19 protein-coding genes are annotated in these 23,778 nt (G+C 47.2%); all 19 read right to left on the bottom strand.

Features of this window, described 5'->3' with window-relative positions; all coding sequences use genetic code 11:
* Window positions 1–41: 41 nt before the first annotated feature.
* Complete coding sequence (gene yfmH / locus GBH70_RS00565) at window positions 42–1,328, bottom strand: EF-P 5-aminopentanol modification-associated protein YfmH (RefSeq protein WP_151679194.1); 1,287 nt, start codon at window positions 1,326–1,328, stop codon at window positions 42–44.
* Window positions 1,328–2,602, bottom strand: coding sequence for an EF-P 5-aminopentanol modification-associated protein YfmF (yfmF, locus tag GBH70_RS00560; RefSeq protein WP_151679193.1), 1,275 nt, complete (start codon window positions 2,600–2,602; stop codon window positions 1,328–1,330). Before yfmF ends, yfmH begins: the two co-directional genes overlap by 1 nt.
* 197 nt (window positions 2,603–2,799) lie before the next feature.
* A complete protein-coding gene (locus tag GBH70_RS00555; RefSeq protein WP_151679192.1) occupies window positions 2,800–3,759 on the bottom strand; it encodes an ABC transporter permease in 960 nt (319 codons plus the stop codon).
* The gene (locus GBH70_RS00550; RefSeq protein WP_151679191.1) at window positions 3,760–4,803 is read right to left on the bottom strand and encodes an ABC transporter permease; all 1,044 of its coding nucleotides are present in this window, start codon (window positions 4,801–4,803) and stop codon (window positions 3,760–3,762) included.
* A complete protein-coding gene (locus GBH70_RS00545) occupies window positions 4,796–6,331 on the bottom strand; it encodes an ABC transporter ATP-binding protein (RefSeq protein WP_151679190.1) in 1,536 nt (511 codons plus the stop codon). The genes GBH70_RS00550 and GBH70_RS00545 overlap by 8 nt, the downstream gene beginning before the upstream one ends.
* A gap of 175 nt (window positions 6,332–6,506) precedes the next feature.
* The gene (locus GBH70_RS00540) at window positions 6,507–7,571 is read right to left on the bottom strand and encodes a BMP family lipoprotein (RefSeq protein WP_151679189.1); all 1,065 of its coding nucleotides are present in this window, start codon (window positions 7,569–7,571) and stop codon (window positions 6,507–6,509) included.
* Between the two features lie 185 nt (window positions 7,572–7,756).
* On the bottom strand, window positions 7,757–10,117 hold the full coding sequence (locus tag GBH70_RS00535; RefSeq protein WP_151679188.1) for a DNA translocase FtsK: 2,361 nt from the start codon (window positions 10,115–10,117) through the stop codon (window positions 7,757–7,759).
* Window positions 10,118–10,245: 128 nt separating this feature from the next.
* Window positions 10,246–10,458, bottom strand: a complete 213-nt coding sequence (locus tag GBH70_RS00530; protein ID WP_151679187.1) for a YlzJ-like family protein — start codon at window positions 10,456–10,458, stop codon at window positions 10,246–10,248.
* Window positions 10,455–11,189 (bottom strand): ClpP family protease, encoded by a 735-nt coding sequence (locus GBH70_RS00525; protein WP_151679186.1) that lies wholly within the window; start codon window positions 11,187–11,189, stop codon window positions 10,455–10,457. Before GBH70_RS00525 ends, GBH70_RS00530 begins: the two co-directional genes overlap by 4 nt.
* Before the next feature lie 125 nt (window positions 11,190–11,314).
* Window positions 11,315–12,985 carry a ribonuclease J gene (locus tag GBH70_RS00520; RefSeq protein WP_151679185.1) on the bottom strand — a complete coding sequence of 557 codons (1,671 nt, stop codon included), beginning with the start codon at window positions 12,983–12,985 and terminating at the stop codon, window positions 11,315–11,317.
* 595 nt (window positions 12,986–13,580) lie between these two features.
* Complete coding sequence (gene dapA / locus GBH70_RS00515) at window positions 13,581–14,459, bottom strand: 4-hydroxy-tetrahydrodipicolinate synthase (protein WP_151679184.1); 879 nt, start codon at window positions 14,457–14,459, stop codon at window positions 13,581–13,583.
* A gap of 73 nt (window positions 14,460–14,532) precedes the next feature.
* A complete protein-coding gene (dapG, locus tag GBH70_RS00510; RefSeq protein ID WP_151679183.1) occupies window positions 14,533–15,771 on the bottom strand; it encodes an aspartate kinase in 1,239 nt (412 codons plus the stop codon).
* Window positions 15,772–16,061: 290 nt separating this feature from the next.
* Window positions 16,062–17,108 carry an aspartate-semialdehyde dehydrogenase gene (asd, locus tag GBH70_RS00505; protein ID WP_151679182.1) on the bottom strand — a complete coding sequence of 349 codons (1,047 nt, stop codon included), beginning with the start codon at window positions 17,106–17,108 and terminating at the stop codon, window positions 16,062–16,064.
* 116 nt (window positions 17,109–17,224) lie between these two features.
* Entirely contained in the window at window positions 17,225–17,824 is a 600-nt protein-coding gene (locus GBH70_RS00500; protein ID WP_151679181.1) for a dipicolinate synthase subunit B, read from the bottom strand.
* Window positions 17,824–18,723, bottom strand: a complete 900-nt coding sequence (gene dpaA, locus GBH70_RS00495) for a dipicolinic acid synthetase subunit A (RefSeq protein WP_151679180.1) — start codon at window positions 18,721–18,723, stop codon at window positions 17,824–17,826. The genes GBH70_RS00500 and dpaA overlap by 1 nt, the downstream gene beginning before the upstream one ends.
* A 124-nt stretch (window positions 18,724–18,847) precedes the next feature.
* On the bottom strand, window positions 18,848–19,093 hold the full coding sequence (locus GBH70_RS00490) for a YlmC/YmxH family sporulation protein (protein WP_151679179.1): 246 nt from the start codon (window positions 19,091–19,093) through the stop codon (window positions 18,848–18,850).
* 65 nt (window positions 19,094–19,158) lie between these two features.
* A complete protein-coding gene (locus GBH70_RS00485; protein WP_151679178.1) occupies window positions 19,159–20,397 on the bottom strand; it encodes a M16 family metallopeptidase in 1,239 nt (412 codons plus the stop codon).
* Between the two features lie 25 nt (window positions 20,398–20,422).
* Window positions 20,423–21,436 carry a polysaccharide deacetylase family protein gene (locus GBH70_RS00480; protein WP_151679177.1) on the bottom strand — a complete coding sequence of 338 codons (1,014 nt, stop codon included), beginning with the start codon at window positions 21,434–21,436 and terminating at the stop codon, window positions 20,423–20,425.
* 94 nt (window positions 21,437–21,530) lie between these two features.
* Window positions 21,531–23,651, bottom strand: a complete 2,121-nt coding sequence (gene pnp, locus GBH70_RS00475) for a polyribonucleotide nucleotidyltransferase (protein WP_151679176.1) — start codon at window positions 23,649–23,651, stop codon at window positions 21,531–21,533.
* Window positions 23,652–23,778: the final 127 nt, after the last annotated feature.

Genomic DNA, 23,778 nt, shown 5'->3' with positions numbered 1-23,778 from the left:
TTTCCCCCATTGAAAAACCCGGGCATTCCCCGGGTTTGTAGTTATTTCGGCAATACTTGGCAAACCGTAAACCGGTCTTCGCCAAAAAATTGTTCCGCCGTTTTCCGCAAATCGTTGAATTGGATTTGCTCAAGAACAGGAACAACATCAAATAAATTCATGCCGTTAAAAGCATATCTTGTAAATTGGTTTGCAATAAATTCAGGTGAGTTCAACTGTCGCAGAAACGCCCCGATTTTTTTCTTTTTCGTCCTTTCAAGCCCTTCTTCCGTCAGGACTTTTCCTTCTTTTGCCGCAAACATCACATCATGCAGCCGTTCCGCCAAAAGATCGGGATTTTCCGTATCTCCGCCGGCCATTGCAAATCCAAACCCCTGTTCCTGGGAATAATCAAAAGAAAAACTCGTGTCGATCAGGCCGTCGTTGTACAACCCGCTGTACGCTTCCGAACTGCGGCCAAACAGCATATCGAGCATTAAATTTACTGTAAGTTCGTTTTTTAGCATCTCAGTGCCGCTTTGGCTGGTGTGGAGCGCCTTCATCCCTACAAGGCATTTCGGGATTTGCACATTCATATGCATTTTCTGCTCTTTTTTGGCTGCTTCAATCGGCTCTTCCGGAAAACGCCTTTTAATTTCAGGCACTTTTTCATATTTTTTCTTCTCCTGGTTTTTTTTGAGAAAAGAAATCACTTCTTCAGGAGAAACATTTCCGACCGCTAACAGCAGCATATTGCTCGGGTGGTAGAATGTGCGGTAGCATTCATATAACTGTTCGGCCGTAATTTTTGCAATGGATTCGACCGTCCCCGCGATATCGATTTTCACCGGATGGTTTTTGTACAAATTTTCAATCACTCCGTAATAAAGCCGCCAATCCGGATTATCGTTGTACATCATAATTTCCTGCCCGATAATCCCTTTTTCTTTTTCAACCATCTGCTCTGTAAAATACGGGGTTTGCACCATATCAACTAAAGTTTCCAGATTTTTCATAACTTGATCGGTACTGGAAAATAAATAAGCGGTACGGTTAAAACTCGTGAATGCATTGGCTGAAGCACCCTGCCTGCTGAACTGCTGGAATACATCGCCATCTTCCTTTTCAAACATTTTATGCTCGAGAAAATGGGCAATCCCGTCCGGCACCCGCACAAACTCGTTTTTCCCCAACGGGACGAATTCGTTGTCAACAGAACCGTATTTTGTCGTAAACGTAACAAACGTTTTATTGAAACCCTGCTTAGGCAGGATATATACTTTCAAACCGTTGTCGAGCGTTTCAAAATAGAGTGTTTCATCGAGCTGGCTAAAACGTTGTGTATCCATTATTTCCCCTCCGATCCGGATAAGAAGTAAATTGTATCCAATTCGATCTTCGCCGCCACTTTTACAATTTCCCCTTTTTCAACCGCTTCAATTTCCCGGATCCAGTCATCTACGCCGATCTGTTTTTTGGCAATGACATTATGATACAAAATTTCAACGAGCCCGCGGGATGTATCTGTCGCCTCAAGCAGCTGATTACGGATGACGGCTTTAGTCTGTTCCATTTCCTGTACGCTGAAATCGCCGTTTTTCATTGCTTCCATTTGCTTTTCAATAATGGAAACCGCCTTTTCATAATTGACGGATTCAATCCCGCTCATGACCATCATTAACCCTTTATGGCTCTCGATCTGGCTGGACACATAATAACAAAGGCTAGCTTTTTCGCGGACGTTTAAGAAAAGCTTGGAATGGGAAAAACCGCCGAATATGCCGTTAAACATTTGCATCGCGAAATAATCCCTGTTGCCAAACACAATATTGGTGCGGTAGCCGATGTTCAGTTTCCCTTGGCGGATGTCCTGGGATTCTTTTATTTTCCGGACTTCAGCTACTTTTCTCAGCGTCCTTGCCGCAGCGGTTGTGGCTTCGCGGTCCGGGAAGATGAGCGCTTCGCAAAAAGCGGCTAGGCGGCCTTCATCGACATCGCCTGTTACAAATAAATCCATTTCATCTTCCTGTATCGCTCGTTGGTAATAAGCAAACAGCGACTCAGGCGTAATGGCGTCCACTTCATCAATAATGCCGTTAGCCTGCAGGGCAAACGGTTCGCCCTTGCACATTTCTTCAATGAGCCGCATGTTCGCATACCGCATTTTATCATCATAAACTGCCTGCAGCCTCTGTTTCAGCACCCGTTTCTCCTTTTCCACCACGGCCTGGTCAAACTGGCCGCCGTCCGCATTCGGATTCAGCAGCACTTCCGCCAGAAACTGGATGCCCTTTTGCAACAGCGGTTCAGCATTGTGCAGAAATTTTTCATTTGCGATTTCAACTGTGAAAGAGATAATATGATATTCGCCTTTTTTCGCCGTATCGACATAAAAACTCGCACCGTACAATTCGTCGAGATATGTTCTTAGCTTTGCTGTCGTATCATACCGCTTTGTGCTGCTCTGCAGGACATTCAGAAGCAGGGCGCGCAATGTTACCGTGTCCTTATCAAGCGGCGCTTTCATTTTCCATACAAGCGTATTCGTTTTGTATTTGTCCGTTTTAATCGTATGTAATGTGTACCCTTTCATTTTTCGAATCGTCTCTTTTGCAATGGCCATATTGATCCTCCTTCAGCAGGCAGCCTGTATTTAATCCGTGATAAAAGTATGCCCTTTTGCCAGCCATCTCTTACCCGCAAGTGGCATTAATTTTACTATACAGGTACCGTGCCCGTCCCGGCAAGCTTTTTCGCGTATAAAAAATCGGCAACCGTTACGGCAAAACTTTTGCCGCAACGGTTGCCGGTTTTGAAGCACTAACGCTCCCCCTTGATATACGGGACGCCGTCCGCTTTCGGAGCTTCGGCACGCCCGATAAATCCGGCCAACGCCAGGATTGTAAGCACATAAGGGGCAATAAGCAGGAAAACACTTGGTATTTCTTTCAAGTAAGGAATATTGGAAACGATAATGCTGAGACTCTGCGCAAAGCCGAAAAACAAAGCTGCACCCATCGCGCCAAGCGGATTCCATTTTCCAAAAATCATAGCAGCGAGCGCCATATAGCCCTGTCCGGAGATCGTGGATGAACTAAAATTTAATGTGATCGACTGCGCATATACCGCGCCGCCGATCCCGCCGAATACACCGGATAAAAAGACGGCCAGATAACGCATTTTGGTGACATTAATCCCCATCGTATCGGCGGCCATTGGATGTTCCCCGACTGAACGGAGGCGCAGGCCGAACGGCGTTTTGTAAATAATAAACCATACCGCAAAGGCGACGAGAATAGCGATATACGAAGGATAGGTGACACCTTGGAAAAACAGCTTGCCGATCAGCGGAATATGGTTCAGACCAGGAATGTCGACCTGGCGGAAATATTCTCGGATCGTATCCGTCTGACCCTTTCCGTATATTTTTTTAATCAGAAACATCGCCAGTCCGAGCGCCAAAAAATTAATGGCAACGCCGCTGACAGTCTGATCCGCACGAAAAGAAATGGATGCTACGGCATGGATAAGCGCGAATAAACCGCCGATGGCCATCGCAGCAAGCAACGCAAGCCACGGCGTCCATGCCCCGAATGTTTTTGCAAACGTCAAGTTAAACACAATCGAGATAAAGGCCCCCATAATCATTAAACCTTCCAAACCGATATTCACAACGCCGGAGCGTTCGGAAAAAACGCCCCCTAAAGCGGTGAAAATAAGTGGTGCCGCAGAGAGTAAAGATGCTGATATGATAATTTCCAATGCTGTTAAAAAATCCACTTATTTCGCCTCCTTTTTCAGCCGGGTCAGTATCCATTTGATCATATAGCCGGATGCAACAAAGAGAATGATCAGGGCAATGACAATATTAACGAGTTCATTCGGTACGCCTGCATCAATCGGCATATTCAGCGACCCCACCTTCAATGCGCCGAATAAAACGGCCGCAATCAAAACACCGAGTGCCGTATTTCCGCCGAGCAGCGCCACGGCAATTCCGTCAAAACCAATTCCTGAAAAAGATGATTGCAAAAAGGCAAAACCGTAATTGCCAAGCCCCTCCATTGCGCCTCCCAGACCGGCGAATGCTCCGGATATGACCATTGACAGGATGATGCTACGGCCGACATTCATACCGGCATATTCGGACGCGTTTGGGTTAAACCCGACAGATTTTAATTCAAAGCCAAGCGCTGTTTTCTCGATGATAAACCACATTACAACTACTGCCAGCAAAGCCAAATAGATGCCGTTATGTAGAGTGGAATAATCCGTGATTTTCTGGAAAAACGGTGATGCCAATGATGCCGAATGATGGATATGCGGCGTTGTATCCTGCTGTTTTGACAGCACATTCCGGATTAAATAATTGGAACTATACAGCGCAATATAGTTCATCATAATCGTAACGATGACTTCATGGACCCTGAGCCGCGCTTTTAAAAGCCCCGGGATGAAGCCCCATAAGGCGCCTGCGGCTGCAGCGGCAAGGATGGCAAGGGGCAGATGGATCGCTTTTGGCAGATCGAAAGCAATGCCTACCCAGACGGCGGCAATCCACCCTACAATCAGCTGGCCCTCGGCCCCGATATTAAACAGCCCGGTGCGGAAAGCAAACGCAATCGCCAAACCAGCAAAAATATACGGGGTTGCAAGCCTCAATGTTTCCCCGATGTAAAAGACCTGGCCGAAAGCGCCGTTCCAAAGCGCAATATAACCGTTCACAGGGTTATAGCCGCTGACAAGCATAATGAGAGCCCCGGCAAGAAGGCCGAGTATTACAGAAATAACAGGTATAAGAAGGTTCAGGGTTCGGTTAGACATTGGATTGTTCACCTACTTTTTCTTTTCTGTGCCCCGCCATCAGGAGCCCCAACTCCTGTTCTGTCGTTTTCTTCGGATCCACAATATCGATAAAGGCACCTTCATATATCACTGCAATCCGGTCACTAAGGTTCATGATTTCATCCAGTTCAAACGACACAAGCAATACGGCTTTTCCATGGTCCCTCTGCTCGACCAGCCGTTTATGAATAAACTCGATCGCCCCGACATCCAGCCCGCGAGTCGGCTGGGCCGCAATCAAAAGATCCGGGTCACGGTCAATTTCACGTCCGATGATAGCTTTCTGCTGGTTCCCGCCTGAAAGGGCCCGGACTTTTGTATATTCACTCGGTGTCCGTACATCAAATTCAGAAATAATGGACTTCGCTTTTTTGTAAATTTCTTTATAATTTAAAATCCCTTTATTTGATACCGGCATTTTGTAATACGTTTGCAGCACCATGTTTTCCCCGATTGTAAAGTCGAGGACAAGCCCGTATTTATGCCTGTCTTCAGGAATGTGGCCGACGCCGGCTTCTGTTACTTTCCGTGGCCGTAAATTTGTAATATCCTTGCCGTTCAGCCGGATCACGCCGCTTTCCGCTTTCTTCAGGCCTGTGATTGCTTCAATGAGCTCCGATTGCCCGTTTCCGTCGACACCCGCAATGCCGACAATTTCACCGGCTCTTACCTGCAGGTTTAAACCTTTTACAGCTTCAACGCCGCGCGAATCTTTCACATGCAAATTTTCAATCTCTAACACAGCTTGTTTCGGATGGCCTTCTGTTTTCTCTGTCGTAAAAATAACATCACGTCCGACCATTAAATGCGCCAGCTCCTGGGGATTCGTATCTTTTACATTTAATGTGGCAATTCCTTTCCCTTTGCGGATCACCGTGACGCGGTCGCATACTTCCATGATCTCTTTCAATTTATGGGTAATTAAAATAATGGATTTCCCTTCTTTGATCAACGTCTTCATGATCCCGATCAATTCACGGATTTCCTGCGGCGTCAACACGGCCGTCGGTTCATCAAAGATAATAATATCGGCGCCTCGGTACAGCGTTTTTAAAATTTCTACGCGTTGCTGCATGCCGACGGATATATCGGATATTTTTGCACGGGGATCCACTTTCAGCCCGTAACGGTCTGAAATTTCCCGCACTTGCTGTTCTGCTTTTTTGATGTCAATTACGCCTTTTTTTCTCGGTTCTTTACCGAGGATAATATTTTCGGTAACCGAAAACTTGTCAATGAGCATAAAATGCTGGTGCACCATCCCGATCCCAAGGTCATTGGCCACATTCGGGTCAGTGATTTCCACTTTTTTTCCGTTCACACGAATTTCGCCTTTTTCAGGCTGGTAAAGACCGAAAAGCACATTCATTAATGTCGACTTCCCGGCACCGTTTTCTCCAAGCAGTGCATGGATTTCTCCCTTTTTCAACTGGAGGGTGATGTCATCGTTCGCAACAATTCCGGGGAACTCTTTGCGAATATGAAGCATTTCTATTACGTAATCCACCCTTTATCACTCCTTATTTGGGTTGTACAAAGAATGGCAGCAAGGTTGCTGCGGCAAGGTAATTGTTGCGGGGGAATCAATCCTTGATATGCAGATAAAATGTGATTATTTTTAATTTTACTAAATTTTTTAATACAGGACCGGTTATTAAACCGGTCCCGTGGGCTTAGCAAAATTATTTTAATTTGGATGGAATGGTAACATCCCCATTAATGATTTTTTGTGTCCATTTTTTTACTGCGGCTTTCATTTCAGGCGTCAAATTGTCCTGTGTCGGCGCAATACCAACACCATCTTCTTTCAAACCGTAGACAATTGTTTTTCCGCCAGGGAATTTACCGTTTTTCGCCTTTGTCGATAAATCGATCACGGCTTTATCTACTCGTTTTACCATCGAGGTCAACGTTACATTGTAATCTTTGCCTTTCACTGTAACCTGGCCTTCGTCAGCCTGGTCACGGTCAACGCCGATGACCCAGACATTTTTGCTCGGATCGTCCTGCTTAATGTTTTTTGCTTCTGTGAATACGCCTTTGCCACTTCCGCCGGCTGCATGGTAAATGACATCGACGCCGGATTTATACATCGCGGAAGCAATCGATTGCCCTTTGCTGGCATCATCAAAAGAACCGACATACTGGATTTGCACGTCCGCTTTTGGATTGGCGGCTTTTACGCCGGCTTTGAAGCCCGCTGCAAACTTATTGATCAAGTCGCTGTCAGTACCGCCGATAAATCCGATCTTATTGGATTTTGTCGCCATGCCGGCCACAACCCCGACAAGGAAAGAGCCTTCTTCCTCTTTAAATGTAATGCTTGCAACATTTTTCTTGCCGGTGATAACACTGTCGATAATCGCAAAATTTGTATTTTTGCGCTGATCGGCAATTTTTTCAATCGCAGGCTGGAGTTTATAGCCAACCCCGTAAACAAGGTCAAAACCGTTACGGACCGCTGTGTTTAAGTTCGTCGTGTAATCCGCATCCGATTTGGATTGCAGATAGTCGTAACCGTTTTTCCCTTGCGTCATGTTGTTATCCTTGCCGAATTGCTGAAGGCCTTCCCATGCAGACTGGTTAAAAGAACGGTCGTCAATGCCGCCCGTGTCTGTTACCAGGGCAACGGTGAACTTGTCCTTATTTCCGCTGCCTGAATTGCCGCTGTTCGAACCGCACGCAGCGAGAAGCGTCCCTACTGCCAGTACGATAGCGAGAGCTAAACCAAATTTGCGCGTTTTCACTTGAGTCCCCCCCTGGGATAATTTTTTGCGGATAACTGCGTAAGCTTTTCTTCCCGTTATCCTACTTAACGAAATTAATATATCATTTTTTATTGGTGAAATAAACATAAATTTGTTTTTTTGTCGAAAAAAGTCACGCTGCCTTTTTATCATTCGGATAGCGTCCGGATAGGGAATAAAATGCATCACGAGCTTTGTTCTTCCGACGGTTTTGGGATTAAAACGGCACGTGGTTTGCTCCCTTCATACGGCCCGACTACACCTCTCGCTTCCATCGCATCGATCAGCCTTGCCGCCCTTGTATAGCCGATCCGGAAACGCCTTTGCAGCATAGAAACGGATGCGGTCTGCATTTCCGAGATTAAGAGGACGGCATCATCATACAGCTCATCTTCAAAATCATCCGGCTGATCCTGGTTCTCTTCCGGAATCATTTCTTCCTGGTACTGGGCTTTTTGTTGGGATATAACAAAATCAACGACCTCTTCAACTTCCTCGTCGGAAAGGAATGCGCCCTGCACGCGGATCGGCTTGGAAGCGCCCACCGGGAGGAAAAGCATATCGCCCCTTCCGAGCAGTTTTTCGGCACCGCCCATATCCAAAATCGTCCTCGAGTCAGTTGCTGATGAAACCGCAAAGGCAATCCTGGACGGAATATTGGCTTTGATGACGCCAGTAATGACGTCAACGGACGGCCGCTGGGTTGCAATAATGAGATGGATGCCGGCAGCCCGCGCCATTTGTGACAGTCTTGTGATCGAGTCTTCGACATCGCCTGATGCCACCATCATCAAGTCGGCCAGTTCGTCAATAATCACGACGATATATGGCAGAAGCGGCTGCTTGTCCCCGGTTTCGATATTGATTTTTTTCATATGGTCGTTGTACCCTTCAATATTGCGCGTTCCTGTATGCGAAAACAGCTCATACCTGCGCTCCATTTCATTGACGACTTTCTTCAGCGCCTGGGAAGCCCGTTTCGGGTTCGTGACAACAGGCGCCAGCAAATGCGGGACGCCGTTGTATACATTCAGCTCCACCATCTTCGGGTCAATCATCATCAGCTTTACTTCATGCGGTTTGGCACGCATTAAAATGCTGGTAATAATGCCGTTGATGCACACGCTTTTCCCGCTTCCTGTAGCGCCCGCAACAAGCAGGTGGGGCATTTTGTTCAATTCGGCCAAAACCGCCTGTCCCGTGATGTCGCGCCCTAAAGCAATTTGAAGTTTTAATGCCGGATTGTTTTCTTTTCCTTCTAGCACTTCCCTTAACGACACGACGGCAACTTCCCTGTTCGGCACTTCGATCCCGATCGCCGATTTCCCAGGGATCGGCGCTTCCATGCGGATATCTTTTGCAGCAAGGGCCAAAGCGATATCGTCGCTCAGGCTGACAATTTTGCTTACTTTTACACCCACATCTGGATGCACTTCGTATTTTGTAACGGCAGGACCCAAATGTACCTGTGTGACACGCGCTTTTACCCCGAAGCTTTGGAACGTTCGCTCAAGTTTTGCCGCGTTTGCATGGATGGCTTTATACTCGCTGCTTTGGTCCGCAGCCCGCGGCCTTTTTAATAACGTAATAGGCGGCAATTGGTAGTCTTCATTTTCATATTCCGTAAACTTTATAGGAGGGGAATGATCCTCATCCGTTTCTTCAATAGGCGCTTCATGAACCTGCTGATCCGGCTGCCCGGTTTCCCCTTCATATTGTTCCGTAAAACTTGAAATAATCGGCGGGGGGGTTTCTTCAATGACCGCAGCCTGCTGCCCGTTTCCTCCCTCTTGTATTTTGGAAGGGACAGAACCGCTTTGCTGCGCCTGCTCTTTCTGCCGCTTTTTCTCTTTCTTTTTCCTTTTTCCATCCTTCCAATTTGAAAATTCCTCTTTAGATTGTGCCCATTGTTTCCTGAAAAATGCATAGAGATTTTCCAGCGATTTTTCCAATAACGGGCTGAGCGGTTTGCCGGTCAAGAACATGAAGGCAATCATTACAAGCACAACACAGAGGATTTTTGTCCCGAGTGCATCGAATAAAAAATGCGATGCCGCGTATAAAACCGCGCCCGTCATGCCGCCGCCAAGCCGGGTGCCGAAGAGATTGCCGTGCACATCCCTCCCGAGCACAATTTGCCACCAAACTTGTTCATCTTTATGCCATATGCCGAGCGTATTCATGATCACACTGTTTCCGGATAATTCATGCGCATTGGCTAAAGCTTCGATGAGCCGCACGTGAAAATAAAGGAGGGTGCCGGCAAATAATAGATAAAACCCGGTTATGCGGACGCAGAAAAATTTCGGCCACTCCCTTTTAATCATCAAATAACCGGAAAGAACCATCAGGCCGCAAACGGCAATCCAGTACAGCTGGCCGAAAAAAAAGCGGAACAACAGGATGAAAGTGGTCCCTGTTTTGCCGATGTCATACAGCGTAAAAATGCCCAGCACGAAGATAATGAGACCGATTAACTCAAACTTTAAATCTATTTTTATTTGTTCAGCCGCTTTTTTCCTTCTGCGCCTCTTCTTTTTTGCCATTTCATCACCTTCAACAAGTCAAACGAAATTTTTCCGTAAAAAAATACCCGGATACCTATGGTAAGAAAGCAGCCAATGGCGGCTGCTTTTCTTGTACATATTATAGCATATCCCATATCAGTTTTGTTTTAAAACCCAGCATGCCGGACCACATTTCCAGGGGCCAATCCCGGCCGCAGGAAATCATACGGATTCGTGCTGAGGATTCTGACAATCCGGTACCCTTCATCCAGCTGCTCGGCCAAAACCGGAACGCCTTGGACATTTAACGTTTCAAAATGGCTAAAGCCCGCTTCTTCCGGAAACATGAGTTCATGTGGCATCATCGTATGGAGAATCATTGGATCAGCCCCTCTTTTTTGTTCCGCATTGTTTCAATGAGGCTGTTTAATTTTTCCAAAGCTTTGCCGATGCCGCCCACTTCATCAATCAGCCCGTACTTGACCGCCTCCTGGCCGACAATATTCGTTCCAATATCCCTTGTCAGGTTTCCTTTTGCAAACATTAAATCTTTAAAAACTTCTTCGTCCACTTTTGAATGACGCGTGACAAACTTAATGACCCTTTCCTGCATTTTATCCAAATATTCGAATGTTTGCGGAACACCGATGACAAGGCCGGTCAGCCGGATCGGGTGAATGGTCATCGTGGCGGTTTCCGCGATGAAAGAATACCGGCACGATACGGCGATCGGGACGCCGATCGAATGCCCACCGCCCAGCACGATGGATACAGTCGGTTTCGACATGGAAGCGAGCATTTCGGAAATCGCCAGCCCTGCTTCCACATCCCCACCAACTGTATTGAGGATCACCAAAAGCCCTTCAATTTTCGGGTTTTGTTCAATGGCTACAAGCTGGGGAATGATGTGTTCATATTTTGTCGTTTTATTTTGGGGCGGAAGCTGCAGATGCCCTTCAATCTGGCCGACAATGGTCAGGCAGTGGATATTAGAATCCTGCGGCAGCTGCGGAACATTTGTCTGGCCGAGCTGCTGGATTTTTTCAACAAGCGTGGAAGATTGGTTTTCTTCTTTCCGTTCTTCTTTATTCGGCAATTGCTCATCGCTCATTTTTTTAACCCCTTTAATTATTAATGTAAGGGCATAAACGCCTTTCCGCCTTATTATTTGCTTCTGAAGCATTTTCATTCAACAAAACAGCCCCGCATCGGTTTCTTGAAAGCGGGGCCGGCCCTTCAGACTTCCATAATAATCGGCAAAATCATCGGGCGCCTTTTCGTTTGTTCGTACAAAAATGAGCTGAGATGGTCGCGGATATCCTGTTTAATACTCGTCCAGTCAAACGAATCTTTGGATGTATTTTGTTCCACCACTTCTTTTACGAGGCTTGCCGAGTCGCTGATTAATTTCTCGGATTCGCGTACATATACAAACCCGCGCGAAATAATTTCAGGCCCGGCGGCAATTTTTTTATGTTTATTATCAAGTGTGACGACGACTATTAAAATGCCGTCCTGGGACAATAAGCGGCGATCGCGCAGCACAATATTGCCGACATCGCCGACGCCGATCCCGTCAATTAAAATATTGCCAGAAGCAACCCGCCCGCTGGCCGAAAATTTTCCGTGCTTATATTCCAGCACTTCACCATTGCTTGAAATCATGACTGATTCTTTCGGAATGCCGATTTGATGCGCCAGTTTTGCATGGGCGTACAAGCTTCTGTATTCCCCCTGGATCGGCACAAAAAATTTCGGCTTCATCAGATTCAGCATCAGTTTTAAATCTTCCTGGCAGCCGTGCCCTGTCACATGGATTTTCCGTTTGCTCGAGTAAACTTCGGCGCCGGCGCGGTACAGCATATCAATCGTTTTTGTCATAAATAGTTCCAATCCCGGGGAAGGTGTTGTCGCCAATAATACGGTATCCCCTTTTTGGATGTTAATCTGCTTATGGGCTTTCTTCGCCATTTTCTGCAGTACCAAAAACGGCTCGCCCTGGCTGCCCGTCGTCAATATCGCGAGCTCATCATCACGGTATTTCGAAATATCTTGCACAGGAATAATGAGGTCTTCTGTCTGCGTTTTTAAATATCCTAATTTTAAAGCAATTTTATATATTTTTTCTAAATAATTTCCTACAAAAGCGACTTTACGGCCCGTGATATGCGCCGCATCCAGGATTTGCTGAACCCTGATTAAGTTTGAAGCAAAGCTGGCTACAATGATTCTGCCTTTCGCTTCATAGAAAGCATTTGTAATTTCTTCAGCAACAGCCGACTCATGGGTGGTAAAACCTGGATGTTCCGCTTCAGTGCTGTCTGACAACAAAAGCAGCACACCCTCTTCGCCGATTTTCGCCATTTTCCCGATATCCGAACGGTAATGGCCGGTAACTTCCTGGTCAAATTTAAAATCGCCCGTGTAGACGATATTCCCTTCCGGTGTTGAAATACAAATCCCGACAGAATCCGGAATGCTGTGCGTAGTTTTGAAAAAGCGGATATCCGCCGAATCAAAATGCAAGACGCTGTCCGCATCGACTTCCGTAAATAGGATATTCTTTTTCAATCTGACTTCTTTTACTTTTTCTCTCGCAAGCGCGATGGTCAGCTTCGTTGCATAAACAGGCACATGCAGTTTCATCAGGATGTAAGGAAGGGCCCCGATGGCATCTTCGTGGCCGTGCGTCAAAAAAATGCCTTTGATGCGGTGCTTATTTTCAAGTAAATAGCTAAAATCCGGAATGACGATGTCAATGCCGAGCATTTCATCCTCCGGAAACATCAGGCCCGCATCGAGCACAAAAATATCATGGCCGATTTCCACCACATACAAATTCTTTCCGACTTCTCCAATTCCTCCTAAAGGAATAACCTTTATTGGATCATTTTTTCCTTTAAACAAATCACTATTCCTCCCATGTTGTCCAAAAAAATTGCAGAGCAGGAATCATCTTCTATTACCGATAGATTATAGGATTACCGGGCCTGTTTATTCGTCCGCGCCACTTTCGGCTCTATTTTACGGCATAAAAAAATAAGCGACTGGCTCTGCGCCATCTTCCGTTTCAAAAAAGCCCAATGGCCGTCCGTATAAAAGCTAGCACCGATTATTCAATTGTACCGTCCCAAAACCTATCCAAACGGGCGCTGTTGCCCAATCATAAAATACTGTCCGTTCCTTTCTCTTATGTATAGCTTAACCGAAAAGGGCATATTTGGTCAATGAACAGGAGAGGATATTTCAATCGACAAATTATTCACAAGCTCGACATTTGGCAGCGAAACATTTTTACATCATAGAACGATATCTAGGCATGAAATTCGCTTAGCACGATTTCCGCGGCATCCGCGAGCTCTCTCTCGTTAGTTATCCCGGCACGGGGAGGCTCGCCTGGCTTACTATTCCCGCTGGAGTCTCGCGAATGTCACGTTATCTCAATGCATAAAAAAAGGGACGCCCCCAGTCAATTACTGACTTTTGGGACAACCCTGTACTTCTACCGCCGGAGATCATCCAGCAGGCGGTGGATTTGCTCCCGCTCTTCTTTTGTCAACGGGACAAGCGGCAGGCGTACACCGCCAACATCCAGCCCTTTGATTTGCAGGGCTGTTTTTACCGGCACCGGATTCGGCGCCTTAAATAAGCCGCGCATCAGCGGAAGCAGCTTTTGATGCAATTGGGCGGCTTTTCGCACATTCCCGGCCAAAAAGGCCTGCACCATCTCCTGCATTTCCGGCCCAGCAACATGGGAAGCAACAGAAATGACCCCGGAACCGCCGATTGAAAGCACCGGAATTGTCAGGCCGTCATCCCCGCTGTACAAATCAAAATCATCCGGAGTGTGGGCAATGATTTGCGCCATCGCATCCAAATTCCCGCTCGCCTCTTTTACCGCAACGATATTTGGAATTTGGGAAAGCTCAATGATGGTTTCCGGTTCGATATTGACAACCGACCTGCCCGGGATATTGTAAATGACGACAGGAAGGCTTGTGGACTCGGCAATCGCTTTGAAATGCGCATACATACCGGCCTGATTCGGTTTATTGTAATACGGGCCCACAGCCATCACGGCGTCCACACCGCATTCTTCCGCCCTTTTTGTCAATTCGATCGAAGCATATGTGTTGTTGCTTCCTGTCCCCGCAATCACCGGTACACGGCCGCCTGCAGCTTTCACAACCTGCTTGAAAAGCGCAATTTTTTCTTCAGGGGACAATGTCGGAGATTCTCCCGTTGTCCCGGCAACGACAAGTGATTCTGTCCCGTTTTCAATCAAATAATTGACAAGCTGGGCTGCCTTCTGCAAATCCAGATTCCCCTTATGGTCAAAAGGCGTAACCATTGCGGTTGAAACTCTTCCGAAACGACTCATACTTACACTCCTTCATCCGGCTGCAATCGCCGCAGCCTTTGAAACTGTATCGGCAAGGAAACTTGCCAAAATTTTACGCTTGGATATTGTATGTTTCACTTTCCAAATTAAATGCATCATGAAGGGCGTTTACAGCAGCGACGAGATCTTTCTGCATCACGAGCACCCAAATCGTTGTATGGCTGTCGGCGGACTGCAAAATACGGATCCCTTTTTCGGACAGTGCCGAAACAATCTTATACGTTACGCCCGGCACTCCTGCGATACCTGCGCCGACAATCGACACCTTGGCACAGTTCCGCTCAATGATCGGCTTGTGCCCCAATTTTTTTAACACCGCTTCGGCACGATCTGCCACATCCTCCGAAATCGTATAAACGACGCTGTTTGGAGAAATATTGATAAAATCGACGCTGATATTTTCCGCCGCCATCGCTTTGAATACAACCGTCTGCAGGTCGTACTGGCCGTCTTTGGCAAAGACTTTCACCTGTGAGATATTTGATACGTGCGCAATCCCTGTAACCGTCCGCTCCCTTATATCAGTTCCGACTTTCTGGCGGTGGTTTAAAGATGTTACAAGCGTTCCGACATCATCAGAATAGGTGGAGCGGATGCGGATCGGTACTTTTGACTGCATCGCGATTTCAACAGCGCGCGGGTGGATCACTTTCGCCCCCTGATACGCCATATTGCAAACTTCGTTATAGGTAACAACCGGAAGTTTTCGCGCGTTTTCGGCAATGCGCGGATCGGCTGTCATAATGCCTTCCACATCGGTAAAGATATCAATCCACTCAGCATGGAGCGCCGCCCCAAGCGCAGCTGCGGATGTATCGCTGCCTCCGCGTCCGAGCGTTGTAACATCACCGTTTTTTGCCGCCCCCTGGAACCCGGCAACCACAACTACATCATGATCCTCCAATTCACGCAGCACACGGTCACACTTCATGTCAATGATCTTTGCATTTGTGTGCTCGGCGTTTGTGCGAAAGCCTGCTTGGGCACCGGTCAGGGCGCAGGCTTTTATGCCGTGCGCCTTTAACATATTGGTAAACACAAGGCTTGAGATAATTTCGCCGGTGGACAAAAGCAAATCCTGTTCGCGCCTGTTTAAAAGCGTTTCGGATGCGCCGACGAGAGACAGAAGCGTGTCTGTTGCATACGGCTCGCCTTTACGGCCCATCGCGGAAACAACAACGACCACTTTATAGCCTTCTTCAAGCGCCTTTTCCACATGGTGTTTGGCATGCATTCTTGCATCATGGTCCCGTACGGATGTACCGCCGAATTTTTGGACAATTAATTTCAATTATGAACACCTCTATCGTCAACTTAAGAATAAGAGCAACTATTCCAGCATATAGCGGGTGTGATTTACTTGGCAAATCGCCCGGTTTTATGGCCCCGTGCAGTTTACTGCTCTGCCGGCAAAGCGCAGAATCCTACCCCACACTCTTTAACAGGGAATGTCTTGCCTGCTTTTTATGGAATACCCGGCAAACTGGGCCTTATGCAAAAAACCCGGCATCATTCGGAAACTTTGCTTCCTCTTTATCTTATCACCTAAGCCGCAAAATGGTTAGCCTAACTTGCGTACAATTAAATGAGTCCAAGCTTGATGAGGCTTTCCGCAATTTGCACGGAATTCCAGGCGGCCCCTTTCAGCAGATTGTCCGAAACAACCCACATGTGGAATCCGTTGCTTTCATCCGGATCTTTGCGGATCCGCCCGACAAAAGTGTCATATTTGCCAACCGCATTGATCGCCATTGGATAAATTTGCTCTTCCGGTTTGTCTTCCAGCACAACACCCGGTGCCGGCTCCAGTACTTCCTGGATATGCTTTACCGTTACGCCTTCTTTTTCGGTTTCAAAATAAACAGATTCCGAATGGCCGGTAGCGACAGGAATGCGCACACATGTTGCGGATACTTTTAACTCCGGCATATGCATAATTTTTTTCGTTTCGTTGATCATTTTCATTTCTTCAAATGTAAAGCCGTTCTCCGTAAACACGTCAATTTGTGGAATGGCATTAAAAGCAATTTGGAAATGCTTTTTATCGCCTTTAACCGGCAGCACCTGCGGCTCATAATACCCGCCTTCGAGCAATGTTTTCGTCTGCTCATTCAGTTCCCTGACCGCGGCCGCCCCCGAGCCGGATACCGCCTGATAAGTGGAAACGATGACCCGTTTCAGGCCAAACTGTTTGCGGATCGGTTCCAGCGCCACGACCATCTGGATCGTTGAACAATTTGGGTTGGCAATGATGCCGTTATGTTTTTTAATATCTTCTTCGTTTACTTCCGGTACGACGAGTGGCACATCTTTTTCCATACGGAATGCACTCGTGTTATCTATGACAATGGCACCGCGCTTTACAGCTTCAGGCGCAAATTTTTTCGAGACGCTTCCCCCCGCGCTGAATAGGGCGATGTCCACTCCTTCAAAGCTTTCAGGCACCGCTTCCTGTACTGTAATTTCTTCACCTTTAAAGGCCATTTTTTTACCGGCGGAGCGTGAGGAAGATAAAAGCGTTAATTTTTTAATTGGAAAATTCCTGTTTTCCAATGTTTGGACCATTTGCTGGCCGACTGCACCGGTTGCACCGACAACTGCTACGTGATAACCTGCTGTATTCGCCATTCAGCATTCCCCTTCCAGATACAAAACCTAATTCATCTTTATAGCTTTTATTGTATCACATGTCTTGCTGTGCCGTGTTAATTTTTTTATTTTTCCGCTCAGTTTCCGTACATTGATCATTTCCCGTCGCGGAAGCGCTCGATAATGACGGGCTGGATTTGTTTGCCCTCAAGCGCCAGCGAAACGGTGTCAAGCAGGCTCGACATCCTCGCAACCATCGAGTTCGGCTTTTTGTCGGGGTCATCCTGGCCGTAAGGAATAAAATAGATGTTTTTCGTTGCCATCAGCCGCATCAAATTGACACCGTTTAATCCCAATGCATCATTTGTCGATATGCCGAGCACGACAGGCTTCAAATTTCTGAGCGCAGCTTTTGCGGCCATCAATACGGGCGAATCCGTCAAGGCATTGGCGAGTTTGCTCATTGTAAAACCGGTCAGCGGCGCAATGACCATACAGTCGAGCGGAATGCTTGGCCCGAGCGGCTCAGCCTCAACGATTGAATCAATTGCTTTACGGCCGGTTATCTTTTCGATTTTTTCCACCCATTCCGATCCCTTGCCGAATCTCGTGTCCGTTGTTTTGACTGTGTGCGTCACAACTGGAATGACTTCCGCCCCTGCCGCCACGAGTTTCTCTATTTCCGGGAAAACGGCCTGGTAAGTGCAGTGGGAACCGGTTAATCCAAACCCGATTCTTTTTCCTTTCAAACCCATCATAAAGACTCCTTTCTTTTTAATACATCTTCTTCAATCAGCTGCGCAAGGACATTTCCGAGAATCCGGCCGGCTGTTTTCGGCGCAACAATCCCCGGCAGGCTCGGCGCGAGCAATGCTTTAATACCGCGCTTTTCGGCATATCGGAAATCCGTGCCCCCCGGTTTTGAAGCAATATCAAGAATGAGCGTATGCGCCGGCATTTTTTGAATCACCGAAGCATTGACGATAAGGTGCGGAATCGTATTGATACAGATGTCGATATCTTTCACTTCCTGCTCCAGCTGTTTCAAATGGAACGGTTTAAGCCCCATTTCCGTAATCCTGGCCAAATTCTCGCTTTTTCTCGCACCGACTTTGACACGGGCCCCGAGGTGATGAAAAGCTCTCGCAATGCTCATGCCGACCCTTCCCAGACCAAGGACGGCGACATTGGAGCCGTGAATCGTGAATTCGGTATGCCGGATCGCCATCATGATTGTCCCTTCAACAGTAGGGATGGAGTTGTAAATCGCGACATCATCCCGCTCGAACAATTTGACGAGGCGGCGATCCGCTTTTTTGGCAAGCTGATTCAAATATTCATTGCTGATGCCGGTATATATCGTGAAATACGGTGGTGTTTCCACCAAAATATCTTCCGTCAAAACGACCTCTTCGTTCGAAAAAATTAATTCTATTTTCCCGTCGCCGGCAGTTCCAGTAATCGGTAAAATGATACAGTCCATTTCGGCAAAATTGATGTCTTTAAATTTCTCTTTTGTGACGCCGGAATATACAAAATCCAGCTGTTCAAAACCGATTAGTGAGATTCTCGCGTCCAGATCCGCCAGTTTACGGATCACTTCCAGTTGGCGCGCATCCCCGCCAATAATCGCAATTTGCAGTCCTGTCAACAACGGCTTCACCTTCTTTTGTGAATGATCATTGGGTGATTTCCCCATATCTTATGACACGGGCATGGTTTCTGTGAAAAAAGGCAAAGAAAAAAGCCGGGAAAACCCCGGCGCTTTTCTTTGCCTTTTAATAACTGTATTGGTTTTCAGGAACCTCCAAAATAATCATGTCCGCGCCGATTGTCCGGATCCGGTTCCACGGAACACGGATTTCGTACGCCTGTTTCCTAAAACGCCTTCCGACCGGAATAATCAGGGTCTCGACTTTCCCGGATTTTTCATCAATTTCCAGGTCGGTCTGCCCCAATACCCCGAGCCGCTCCGCTTTTTTAAAATCGACCATTTCCTTGCCGCTTAGTTCGCTGAGCCGCATATTTCCCCTTCTTTCTAGATGGACTGTTTCCATTTTATGTCCAACAGGGGAGGGATATGCCGGTTTTAAGAAAGGCGGCCCGGCAATTTTCCGTCCGGACTGATGAGTGACGCCGAATAGCGGTCCGAGAAAATTTGCCGCGCGCAGGCATTCACTTTTTCCACCGTCACGCGGTCAATCTGCTCAATCATTTCATCAAGCGAGCGGTGCTTTTTCAGGAGCAGTTCATTTTTCCCGTTGCGACTCATCCTGCTGTTTGTGCTTTCCAGGCTGAGCATCAGGCTCCCCTTTAACTGTTCTTTGCTGTTCTGCACTTCTTTTTCCGTTACTCCTTTTGTTTTCAGCGTCTTGAGCGTTTCCAGTACAGTGTCAAAAAGTTCGTCCAGCTGAGATGCGCCTGTTCCGCCGTAAATCGTTAAAATGCCGCTGTCTTTATAAGCAGTGTGGTAAGAGTATACGGAATATGCAAGCCCCCGCTGTTCGCGCACATTTTGGAAAAGCCTGGAGGACATGCTGCCGCCCAGAATATTATTCAATACGATCAAATCGTAAATATCTTCGCTGCCGATCGTCTTTCCTTCAAACCCTAAACATAAATGGGCCTGTTCCGTTTCCTTTTTGCGCGCAAGGTCATTCGTATGGAATACCGCCGCCTCGCCCCGGCGTTTCACATTTCCGCCCTCGTATGATCCGAAAAGCGCTTCGATGTCTTTGATAAACGACGGACCGACATTCCCGGCAACCGATATGACAACACGGTCAGGCGTGTACATATCATAAACGTATTGGTGGAGGTCATCGCTCGTAAACAATGCCAGCGTCTCTTCCGTCCCTAAAATCGGATAGCCAAGCGGGTGGTCCCCGTATACAGCCTTGCCGAGCAAATCATGGACAATATCATCCGGCGTATCTTCATACATTTTGATTTCTTCATTGACGACACTTTTTTCGCGTTCCATTTCCTTTTCCGAAAAGGTGGAGTGGAAGAACATATCCGCCAATAAATCGAGCGCAATCGGCGCATGCGTATCAAGTACTTTTGCATAATAGCAGGTATATTCTTTCGAGGTAAAAGCATTCACCTGGCCGCCGATCGAATCGAAGGCTTCTGCAATGTCCTTCGCGCTTCTTTTTTCTGTCCCTTTGAAAAACATATGCTCAAGGAAATGGGAAATCCCGTTGTTTTTTTCATTTTCATTTCTCGAGCCCGTGCCGATCCAAATGCCGATTGCAACCGAACGGACGGTTGGAATCTCTTCAAGCACAATCCTTAAGCCGTTTTTGCAAGTGTATTTCTGGATCATGTATGTGCCTCCCTGCTCATGCATTTCAGTCGCTGTCAAAATTTCCAGAACTGGAGCGGCGTTCATTTTCACCGCTTATAAATTTTCCATCTTCACTTTTAATGATTCTTTCTTCGTCAAGCACTTTTGAAACGGTGCTGATTTTTAAATTTTTCTTTTTTAACTGCAATATCATCGGTTCCAGCGCTTTTGCCGTTGAAGCGGTTGGATGCATTAAGATCAGCGAACCGCCGCGCGCTTCGGAAATAACGCGCTGGACAATCACATCGGGAGCCGGTTTTTGCCAATCGATCGTATCGACCGTCCACATGATCGTCCCCATATCCATAGACTTTGCGAGCTTCACGACTTCATCCCGGTAACTCCCGCTTGGCGGTGCAAACCATTTCACTTTTTCTCCTGTTATCGCTTCAATGACGCGGTTCGTCTGTTCCAACTGTTTTCTGACCTGGGCTGCCGATAAAGTTTTTAAATCGGGGTGGGTATAGGAATGGTTTCCGATTTCATGCCCCCCGCTTACAATCATATTGGCAAGATGCGGATTTTCTTTTGCCCATCTTCCCTCTAAGAAAAAAGTAGCATGGACATTGTACTTTTTTAAAGTTTTTAGCATATCCGGCAAATATTCGTTTCCCCAGGCAACATTGATCAAAAATGCGACCATCGGTTTGTCCGGGTTTCCCGTATAGACAGGGGCGGCGTCCAGGTCTTTTAAGTGGATGGCCGGGGGAATCTGCTTAAACACCAACTTACGTTCATCATAACGCCCGTCTTTCTTCATTTTTTCGTAAGATGCCCTTTTATCCACTTCTACTCCGTTGTAGCCGGGAATCGCCTTCCAAACCGGATCAATCCGCGCATTTTCAGGAGGGCGGGAATAACGTTTTGCGGCTTGTTCAATTTTTGCATATAACTGATTTTGCTGTGCCGTAATGGCAGGGCGTTCACGTATGTATTGGTCCGACAGCGGATTTTCCACAAGCAACAATGCTAGAATAGCAATCAAGGCAACTGCAATCAAGTGTTTTGCTTTATTCACGTTATTTTCCCCCTTCTTTTAAAAAATATGAAAAAAAAGGGAGACGTAGAACGGAGGCGCAGCACAAATAAAAAAAGCCAGGGTTCCCTGACTTTCATCGCGGTTTATGCTCTTTTTTCTCGCGCTGTTCTTTTAATACCGCTTTGCGGGATAAGTTGATGCGGCCGTGACTGTCAATTTCCGTCACTTTCACCAAAATTTCATCGCCGATTTTGACGACGTCTTCCACTCTGCGCACGCGTTCTTCCGCAAGTTCCGAAATATGGACAAGGCCGTCTTTCCCATTAAAAATTTCAACAAACGCACCAAATTTTTCGATCCGTTTCACTTTGCCAAGGTAAACCTGGCCGACAACCACTTCGCGGACGATGTCTTCGATGATTTTCTTCGCTTTGTTGTTTGCTTCTTCGTCCGTTGACGATATAAAGATCGTGCCATCCTGTTCAATATCGATTTTGACGCCTGTCTCGTCGATAATCTTATTGATTTGTTTGCCGCTCGGCCCAATGACATCCCTGATTTTATCCGGATTGATCGTCATCGTTAAAATTTTCGGTGCATAGATGGACAGATGGTCACGCGTTTCCGATATTGTCGACATCATATGATCGAGAATCTGCATCCTGCCTTTTCTGGCTTGCTGCAGCGCCTCTTCCAAAATTTTCCTTGACAATCCGTCGATTTTAATATCCATTTGTAGCGCAGTAACGCCTTTTGCGGTCCCGGCAACTTTAAAGTCCATGTCACCAAGATGGTCTTCCATACCCTGGATATCCGTTAGAATCGTATAATGCTCCCCATTTTTGACAAGCCCCATTGCAATCCCGGCAACAGGTGCTTTAATCGGAATCCCGGCATCCATCATTGCAAGGGTGGAAGCGCAGATGCTTGCCTGCGAAGTGGAACCGTTCGACTCCAAAACTTCAGAAACAAGCCGGATCGTGTACGGGAACTCTTTTTCATCCGGAATGACCGGTTCCAAGGCGCGTTCTCCCAATGCCCCGTGCCCGATTTCGCGACGTCCCGGCCCTCTCATCGGCCCGGTTTCTCCTACACTGAACGGCGGGAAATTGTAATGGTGCATAAAGCGCTTCGATTCTTCAATGCCAAGTCCATCCAAAATTTGCACATCACCTAAAGCGCCCAATGTACAAACACTTAAAGCCTGCGTCTGTCCGCGGGTAAACAGCCCCGAGCCGTGCGTGCGCGGCAAAACGCCCACTTCGGAGGAAAGCGGCCGGATTTCATCGATTTTGCGGCCGTCCGGGCGGATTTTATCGACAGTGATCAGCTTACGGACTTCCTCTTTTTCGATATCATGCAGAATCTGCTTAATCTGTTTTATCGTCTCTTCGTCGGCTTCCTCAGCCTCAAACTGCTCAAGCACCCGGTCATTGACCGCTTTGATCGCCTCTTCGCGGGCCTGCTTTTCATGCACCTGGATCGCTTTCACCATGTCTTCCCGGCACATGGAGCTGACCTTTTCCACCAGTTCCGGATCGAGTTCAAACAGTTCCACAGCCATTTTTTCTTTTCCGACTTCGGCAATAATTTTTTCTTGGAATTCAATCAGGCGTTTAATTTCTTCATGGCCGAACATGATCGCTTCCAACATCACTTCTTCCGGCACTTCCTTGGCGCCGGCTTCAACCATGTTGATGGCATCTTTTGTACCAGCAACGGTTAAATTGATGTCGCTTTTTTCCATCTGTTCAACCGTCGGATTAATGACGAACCGGCCGTCAACCCTTCCTACAATGACGCCGGCAATCGGGCCTTCAAACGGAATATCCGAGCAGCTCAGCGCAAGAGAGGAACCAAGCATAGCCGCCATTTCCGGCGTGCAATCTTGGTCGACGCTCATCACCATGCTGACGACCTGCACTTCATTACGGAAACCATCGGCGAACAGCGGGCGGATCGGCCTGTCAATCAAACGGCTTGAAAGGATCGCCTTTTCACTCGGGCGCCCTTCCCGTTTAATGAAACCGCCCGGGATTTTCCCGACAGCGTATAAGCGTTCCTCATAGTTTACCGTCAACGGAAAAAAATCTACATTTTTCGGTTCTTTTGAGGCGGTTGCCGTACTGAGGACAGCGGTTTCGCCATAGCGGACAAGTGCGGCGCCGTTCGCCTGTTTCGCGAGCTGGCCGATTTCCACAGTGAGCGGACGACCGGCCCAGTCTATCGTATATATGTGTTTGTCCTGTGCCATATAGAAAAAATTCTCCTTTCTTATTTCTTACTATTGTTTCACATTCAATCTAAAGATAAGCATGGGGTGATGATTCATATTAGAGAATCAAATCGTATTGCTATGTATGTACAGGCCGCACCAGGAT

Source organism: Weizmannia acidilactici, from assembly GCF_008974225.1.
GTDB lineage: Bacteria > Bacillota > Bacilli > Bacillales > Bacillaceae_C > Weizmannia > Weizmannia acidilactici.
Note: the sequence above shows the minus strand (reverse complement) of the source record. Positions and strands in the feature narration are given on the sequence as shown.